The following is a 7,605-nucleotide window of genomic DNA, read 5'->3' as shown; positions in this document are numbered from 1 at the left end:
CGCGCTGCTGCCGCACAATGCGAACATCGGCTACCGCCTGCTCGAGAAGAACCTGACCAAGAAAGAGATCGGCAACCTGATCGATCAGGTCTATCGCCACTGCGGTCAGAAGGCGACGGTCATCTTCGCCGACCAGATGATGCAGCTGGGCTTCCGCGAAGCCGCCAAGGCCGGCATCTCCTTCGGCAAGGACGACATCGTCATCCCCGCCGCCAAGGCCACCCTGGTCGCCGCCACCCGGACCCAGGTCGAGGAGTACGAGCAACAGTACGCCGACGGCCTGATCACCAAGGGCGAGAAGTACAACAAGGTCGTCGACGCCTGGGCCAAGGCCACGGACAAGATCGCCGACGCCATGATGGGCGAGATCGCGCAACCGCGCGTTCTGGCCAAGGGTCAGGCGCCGGACATCAACTCGGTGTTCATGATGGCCAACTCCGGCGCCCGTGGTTCGCAGGCGCAGATGAAGCAGCTGGGCGGCATGCGCGGCCTGATGGCCAAGCCCTCGGGCGAGATCATCGAGACGCCGATCATCTCGAACTTCAAGGAAGGCCTGACCGTCCTTGAATACTTCAACTCCACTCACGGCGCCCGCAAGGGTCTGGCCGACACCGCGCTGAAGACGGCCAACTCCGGCTATCTGACGCGTCGTCTGGTCGACGTGGCGCAGGACTCCATCGTCACCGAGGACGATTGCGGCTCGACGCGGGGCATCACCCTGCGCGCCGTGGTCGAAGGCGGCGACGTGCTGGTCTCGCTGGGTCAACGCGTCCTGGGTCGCTACGCGGCCGAGGACATCAAGGAGCCGGGCGGCGACAAGGTCCTGTTCAAGGCCGACACCTACCTGCAGGAGGAAGAGGTCGAGGTCATCGACAACGCCGGCGTCCAGTCGGTCAAGGTCCGCTCGGCCCTGACCTGCGAGGCCGAAGCCGGCATCTGCGCCTATTGCTACGGGCGTGACCTGGCGCGCGGCACCAACGTCAACATCGGTGAAGCGGTGGGCGTCATCGCCGCCCAGTCGATCGGCGAACCCGGCACCCAGCTGACGATGCGGACCTTCCACATCGGCGGCACGGCGCAGGTGGCGGAGACCTCGTTCTACGAGGCGACCAACCCCGGCATCGCCCGGATCACCGGCCCCACCGTCAAGGCGGCGCACGGCGATCTGGTGGCCATGAGCCGCAACGTCGTCGTCACCATCGTGGTCGACGGCAAGGACCGCGAGAGCCACAAGATCCCGTACGGCGCCCGTCTGCGGGTGGTCGAGGGAACGGACGTCAAGCGCAGCCAGCGTCTGGCGGAGTGGGACCCCTACACCTCTCCGATCCTGACGGAAGTCGGCGGCGCGATCCGGTTCGAGGACCTGGTCGAAGGCCTGTCGGTCCGCGAGGAAACCGACGAAGCGACGGGCATCGCCCAGCGCGTCGTCAGCGACTGGCGCGCCAGCCCGCGTGGGGCTGACCTGCGTCCGGCCATGGGCGTCACCTCCGGCGACGCCTATGCCAAGCTGGCCTCGGGCTCCGACGCCCGTTACCTGCTGCCGGTGGGCGCGGTTCTGTCCGTGAACAACGGCGATGTGGTCAAGCCGGGCGAGATCATCGCCCGCGTCCCGACCGAGGGCGCCAAGACGCGCGACATCACCGGCGGTCTGCCGCGGGTGGCCGAGCTGTTCGAAGCCCGTCGACCCAAGGATTGCGCGGTCATCGCCGAGATGGACGGCCGCGTGGAATTCGGACGCGACTACAAGAACAAGCGTCGCATCAAGATCACGCCGGAACCGGATGCCGACGGCAACCAGGCCGAACCGGTCGAATTCCTGATCCCCAAGGGCAAGCACATCTCCGTCCACGACGGCGATCTGATCAACAAGGGCGACTACATCATCGACGGCAACCCGGATCCGCACGACCTGCTGCGCATCCAGGGCGTCGAGGCCCTGGCCGAGTACCTGGTGAACGAAGTGCAGGAAGTCTATCGACTGCAGGGCGTGCCGATCAACGACAAGCACATCGAGGTGATCGTTCGCCAGATGCTGCAGAAGGTCGAGATCCTGGACTCGGGCGAAACCACCCTGATCCGTGGCGACACGGTCGAAGTGGCGGAAGCCGTGGCCGAGAACCTGAAGGTCGAGAAGCGCAAGGGCCGTCAGGCCACGACCCAGCCGGTCCTGCTGGGCATCACCAAGGCGTCGCTGCAAACCCGCAGCTTCATCTCGGCGGCGTCCTTCCAGGAGACCACCCGCGTCCTCACCGACGCCTCGGTCAACGGCAAGGTCGATACGCTGGAAGGCCTGAAGGAGAACGTCATCGTCGGCCGCCTGATTCCGGCCGGCACGGGCGCCTATCTCCGCGCCCTGCAGAAGATCGCCAACGAACGCGACGCCGAACTGACGTCGCAGCGGGAAGAGGCCATCGAGCCGCTTCCGGCCGATCTGGCGCTGGAGCTGGAGAGCAGCGAAGGCTGATCCCGGGTCGAGCCCGGGATGACAATCCGACCGTGAAGAGGGCGGCCCCGGCGACGGGGCCGCCCTTTTCTTTTGGCGATTCCATGGTGAAGCTGGCGAGCTCTCACGGAGACCCGCCATGACCCTGACCCCCCTTCCGTCCTTCCGCCTCGACGGCAAGCGCGCCCTGGTGACCGGCGGCGGCCGGGGCATCGGCGCGGCCGGGGCCGAGGTGTTCGCCCAGGCGGGGGCCGCGGTGACCCTGTGCGGCCGCACGGCCGGCGACCTCGACGCGCGGGTGCGGGCGATCCGCGAGGCGGGGTTCGAGGCCGACGCCTTCGTGCTGGACGTGACCGACATCGCCGCCGTCCGGCGCGAGATCGCGGCGCGCGGGCCGTTCGACATCCTGCTGAACAACGCCGGGGTGAACCGCATCCGTCCGATCACCGAGGTGACGGAGGAGGACTACGACACGGTCCTGAACCTCAATCTGAAGTCCGCGCTGTTCGTGGCCCAGGCGGTGGCGAAAGGGCTGCTGGAGGCGGGCAGGCCCGGCTCGATCATCAACGTTTCATCGCAGATGGGCCATGTCGGCGGGGCCGGGCGGTCGCTGTACAGCGCCTCGAAATGGGGGCTGGAAGGCCTGACCCGCTGCATGGCGATCGATCTGGCGCCGCAGGGGGTGCGGGTGAACACGATTTGCCCGACCTTCATCGAAACGGCCATGACCCGGCCGATCCTCGACACCCCCGGCACGCGCGACTTCGTGCTCAGCCGCATCAAGCTGGGACGGCTGGGGCGGATGGAGGAACTGACCGGCGCCCTGCTGCTGCTGGCGTCGGACGCCTCGACCCTGATGACGGGCGGGTCCGTGATGGTCGACGGGGGGTGGACCGCCGGCTGATCAGTCGCGGTCGAAGCCGCCGCCGGGGGTCATCGGCTGGCCCGCGGCGCGCTCGCCGTCGCGGCGGGTCCGGACGTTGCGGGTCGAGTCCGGGCGGAACGACGAGTCCAGATGCGCTCCCGCGACCCCCATGCCGAAGTTGGAGCCGGGGCCGTCCTGCGGGCCGACATTGCCGCTGCCGCCGGCCAGCGGACGCCGACGGGCCTCGTATTCGGCCAGGCGGCGGGCGCCCTCGCGGGCGAAGCGGGCGTCGCGTTCCGGATTGCCCGTGCCCTCGATGGGCCGGGCGGTCGCGGCCCGCTGGCCGAAGCGATCGTCGCAGATGGCGCGCTCGGCCGCGCTGAGCACGGCGCCGGCGGCGCAGCCCACGGGACTGGTGCGCAGGCCCTGGCCGATGCGGTCGCCGAGGGTGCGGGGGCGGACGGCCCAGGCGCTGCTCGCGGGAGCCGGAGGCGCGCCGGGGGCGGGCGCCGCAAGGCGGGGGGAGGGCGGCGCGGGCGTGTCGTCCTCGTCCTCGTCGCGCAGGGTCGGGGTGGTGACGGCGCGCGCCAGCGGCGGCGCCTCGGTCTGTCGCGCGGCCACGGGCTGTCGCGGGGTTTCGTCGGCCAGCAGGGGGCGGGGCTCCAGCTGGACGTAGATGGTCGGGGCGAGGTCGGGGACCATCGATGGGCCGGGGCTCATCGTCCGCAGGCCGAAGAAGGCCAGCAGGCCGGCGTGCAGGAGCAGGGACGCCGCGACGATGAGCGCCTTGCGCCATCGGTCGGTCACGGACGGCCAGACCCACGCAACCCCCGGCATTTGACCTCCGCACCCCGTTCAACCGACACTGGATCGCCAGAGCGTGGCGGTATTGGGGCCTGTCGGTCAGCCTTTCACAGACCCGGCGATGAAGAAGACCGGTCGCAGGGCGGGTCGGGCGGGCGGGAGCCTCGAACCCTTGACCTGACGCCCCCCCGCGCGTAGAAGCCCCCCACTTTCGAGGCTCCCGGTTCGCCGGGTTCCGGGATCGTGACAATTGAGCGGACGGGCTGCGCCCGCCGGAACGCCCGAAGCGCGCGTTCCGGTTTTTTCGTTTGGCGGTCGCAGCTCCGGCTCGAGATCAAACCCGGGGCGGCGTTCAGGCGTCGTCCGAAAAGAAGGCTCACCGGGGCGCTCCGGCCGAAAGGCACACGCTCCCATCGATTGAAGAGAACCGAGACTCCATGCCGACTATCAACCAGCTGATCCGCAAGCCGCGCCAACCCAAGCCGGTCCGCAACAAGGTGCCGGCCCTGAAGGGCTGCCCCCAGCGCCGCGGCGTCTGCACCCGCGTCTATACGACGACCCCGAAGAAGCCCAACTCGGCCCTGCGTAAGGTCGCCAAGGTCCGCCTGACCACGGGCATCGAAGCCGTGTGCTACATCCCCGGCGAGGGCCACAATCTGCAGGAGCACTCGGTGGTCCTGATCCGCGGCGGCCGCGTGAAAGACCTTCCCGGCGTTCGCTACCACATCCTGCGCGGCGTGCTCGACACGCAAGGCGTCAAGGACCGCAAGCAGCGCCGTTCGCACTACGGCGCCAAGCGTCCGAAGTAAGCGACCGCCCCATTCCATTCGCCGGCTCATTCCTTTGGGGTTTGGGCCGGCCGTCCGACACCGCTTTAGAAGGCCAAGCCCATGTCCCGTCGTCACCGCGCACAGAAGCGCGAAGTTCTGCCGGATCCCAAATACAAGGATCTGACCGTCACCAAATTCATGAACTACGTCATGTACGAGGGCAAAAAGGCCGTCGCCGAGAACATCGTCTACGGCGCGTTCGAGATCCTGGCCGACAAGAAGAAGGAACAGGAGCCCGTCGCCACCTTCCACTCGGCGCTGGAAAACGTCGCCCCGGCGGTCGAAGTCCGGTCGCGCCGCGTCGGCGGCGCCACCTACCAGGTGCCGGTCGAGGTTCGCCCCGATCGCCGCAAGGCCCTGGCCATCCGCTGGCTGGTGAACGCCGCGCGCAAGCGTGGCGAGAACACCATGACGGAAAAGCTGGCCGCCGAGCTGCTGGACGCCTCGAACAACCGCGGCACCGCGGTCAAGAAGCGCGAAGACACCCACAAGATGGCCGAGGCCAACCGCGCCTTCAGCCACTACCGCTGGTAAGGGCCTTCAAGGCGCCCTGTTCGGCGCCTATCTAGTGACTATCCGGCGCGGGCGGTTTGAGCTAAATCGCCCGCGCCCGCCTATCCGAACATCGACGATCTCCCCGAGGGCGCGAAACGCGTCCTGAACTCACTTCAAGGCACGTTTTCATGGCCCGTCTCAACAAGATCGAGGACTACCGCAACTTCGGCATCATGGCCCACATCGACGCGGGCAAGACGACGACGACCGAGCGGATTCTGTATTACACCGGCAAGTCCCACAAGATCGGCGAAGTCCACGACGGCGCCGCGACCATGGACTGGATGGACCAGGAGCAGGAGCGCGGCATCACCATCACGTCCGCCGCGACGACCGCCTTCTGGAAAGAGAAGCGCCTCAACATCATCGACACCCCCGGCCACGTGGACTTCACCATTGAAGTCGAGCGTTCGCTGCGCGTGCTCGACGGCGCCGTGACGGTGCTGGACGGCAACGCCGGCGTCGAGCCGCAGACCGAAACCGTCTGGCGCCAGGCCGACAAATACAACGTTCCCCGGATCGTGTTCGTCAACAAGATGGACAAGATCGGCGCCGACTTCGACGCCTCGGTGCAGTCGATCCGCGACCGTCTGGGCGCCAAGGCCGTGCCGATCCAGTTCCCGATCGGTTCGGAATCCTCGCTGTCGGGCCTGGTCGACATCGTCGCCATGAACTCGGTGGTCTGGGACAACGACGCCCTGGGCGCCAACTTCACCGTCGGCCCGATCCCGGCCGACCTGATGGACAAGGCCGTCGCCGCTCGCCAGTACCTGATCGACAACGCCGTCGAACTCGATGACGACGCCATGCAGGCCTATCTGGATGGTGTCGAGCCCTCGCTGGAAGTGCTCAAGAAGTGCATCCGCAAGGCCGTTCTGACCGGCGCCTTCTATCCGATCCTGTGCGGCTCGGCCTTCAAGAACAAGGGCGTGCAGACGCTGCTGGACGCCGTCGTCGACTATCTGCCGTCGCCGGTCGACATCCCCCCGACCCCGGGCATCGACTTCAAGACGGAAGAGCCGGTCACGCGCCGCGCCTCGGACGACGAGCCCCTGTCGGTTCTGGCGTTCAAGATCATGGACGACCCCTTCGTCGGCTCGCTGACCTTCTGCCGCATCTATTCCGGCAAGATGGAAACCGGCATGGGCCTGCTGAACTCGAGCCGCGACCGCAAGGAACGCGTCGGCCGTATGCTGCTGATGCACTCCAACGACCGTCAGGACATCAAGGAAGCCTACGCCGGCGACATCGTCGCCCTGGCCGGCCTGAAGGACACCCGCACCGGCGACACCCTGTGCGATCCCCTGAAGTCGCCCGTCATCCTCGAGAAGATGGAATTCCCGGCGCCGGTGATCGAGATCTCGGTCGAGCCCAAGACCAAGGCCGACCAGGAGAAGCTGGGCGTCGCCCTGGCCAAGCTGGCCTCGGAGGATCCCTCCTTCACCGTCTCGACCGACCACGAGTCGGGCCAGACCATCCTCAAGGGGATGGGCGAGCTGCACCTGGACATCAAGATCGACATCCTGCGCCGCACCTACAAGGTCGACGCCACGATCGGTCAGCCCCAGGTCGCCTACCGTGAATCGCTCGGCCGCAAGGTCGACATCGACTACACGCACAAGAAGCAGACCGGCGGTACGGGCCAGTTCGCCCGCGTCATGCTGACCTTCGAGCCGGGCGAACCCGGTTCGGGCTTCGTGTTCGAGAACTCGATCGTCGGCGGCGCCGTGCCCAAGGAATACATCCCGGGCGTCCAGAAGGGCCTCGAGTCCATCAAGGACGGCGGCCTGCTGGCCGGCTTCCCGCTGATCGACTTCAAGGCGACGCTGACGGACGGCAAATACCACGACGTCGACTCCAGCGTGCTGGCGTTCGAAATCGCGGCCCGCGCCGCCTTCCGCGAACTGAAGGAAAAGGGCGCGCCCAAGCTGCTCGAGCCGATCATGGCGGTCGAGGTCGTGACCCCCGAGGATTACCTCGGTTCGGTCATCGGCGACCTGAACGGCCGTCGCGGCATGATCCAGGGTCAGGACATGCGCGGCAACGCCACCGTCGTGAACGCCTTCGTGCCGCTGGCCAACATGTTCGGCTATGTGAACACGCTGCGC

Annotated in this window: 5 protein-coding genes and 1 pseudogene; 5 read left to right on the top strand and 1 reads right to left on the bottom strand. The window is 67.5% G+C overall.

Annotated features, from left to right (window positions below; all coding sequences use genetic code 11):
* Positions 1–2,464, top strand: a pseudogene (locus WC555_RS14795) (DNA-directed RNA polymerase subunit beta'); the annotation flags it as partial.
* Between the two features lie 118 nt (positions 2,465–2,582).
* The gene (locus tag WC555_RS14790; RefSeq protein WP_373254796.1) at positions 2,583–3,347 is read left to right on the top strand and encodes an SDR family NAD(P)-dependent oxidoreductase; all 765 of its coding nucleotides are present in this window, start codon (positions 2,583–2,585) and stop codon (positions 3,345–3,347) included.
* Here the strand turns inward: WC555_RS14790 and WC555_RS14785 are convergent, their stop codons facing one another.
* Complete coding sequence (locus WC555_RS14785; RefSeq protein ID WP_373254795.1) at positions 3,348–4,145, bottom strand: hypothetical protein; 798 nt, start codon at positions 4,143–4,145, stop codon at positions 3,348–3,350.
* A 404-nt stretch (positions 4,146–4,549) separates the two neighbouring features.
* On the opposite strand from WC555_RS14785, the gene rpsL reads away from it, so the two are divergent.
* The 3 genes from rpsL to fusA all read left to right on the top strand — a co-directional run.
* Positions 4,550–4,921 carry a 30S ribosomal protein S12 gene (gene rpsL / locus WC555_RS14780; RefSeq protein WP_055832311.1) on the top strand — a complete coding sequence of 124 codons (372 nt, stop codon included), beginning with the start codon at positions 4,550–4,552 and terminating at the stop codon, positions 4,919–4,921.
* 81 nt (positions 4,922–5,002) lie between these two features.
* Positions 5,003–5,476, top strand: a complete 474-nt coding sequence (gene rpsG / locus WC555_RS14775) for a 30S ribosomal protein S7 (RefSeq protein WP_300467808.1) — start codon at positions 5,003–5,005, stop codon at positions 5,474–5,476.
* 149 nt (positions 5,477–5,625) lie between these two features.
* A partial coding sequence (gene fusA, locus WC555_RS14770) for an elongation factor G (protein ID WP_373254793.1) occupies positions 5,626–7,605 on the top strand: 1,980 nt, incomplete at its 3' end.

Origin of the sequence: Brevundimonas sp. (assembly GCF_041648615.1) — a bacterium.
GTDB lineage: Bacteria > Pseudomonadota > Alphaproteobacteria > Caulobacterales > Caulobacteraceae > Brevundimonas.
The sequence above is the reverse complement of the archived record's forward strand: the minus strand, read 5'-3'. Positions and strand labels throughout refer to the sequence as shown.

Excerpts from the sequence above, each read along its gene's own strand:
- rpsG (WP_300467808.1), top strand. The coding sequence starts at position 5,003 with ATGTCCCGTCGTCACCGCGCACAGAAGCGCGAAGTTCTGCCGGATCCC.
- WC555_RS14785 (WP_373254795.1), bottom strand. The coding sequence starts at position 4,145 with ATGCCGGGGGTTGCGTGGGTCTGGCCGTCCGTGACCGACCGATGGCGC.
- rpsL (WP_055832311.1), top strand. The coding sequence starts at position 4,550 with ATGCCGACTATCAACCAGCTGATCCGCAAGCCGCGCCAACCCAAGCCG.
- WC555_RS14790 (WP_373254796.1), top strand. The coding sequence starts at position 2,583 with ATGACCCTGACCCCCCTTCCGTCCTTCCGCCTCGACGGCAAGCGCGCC.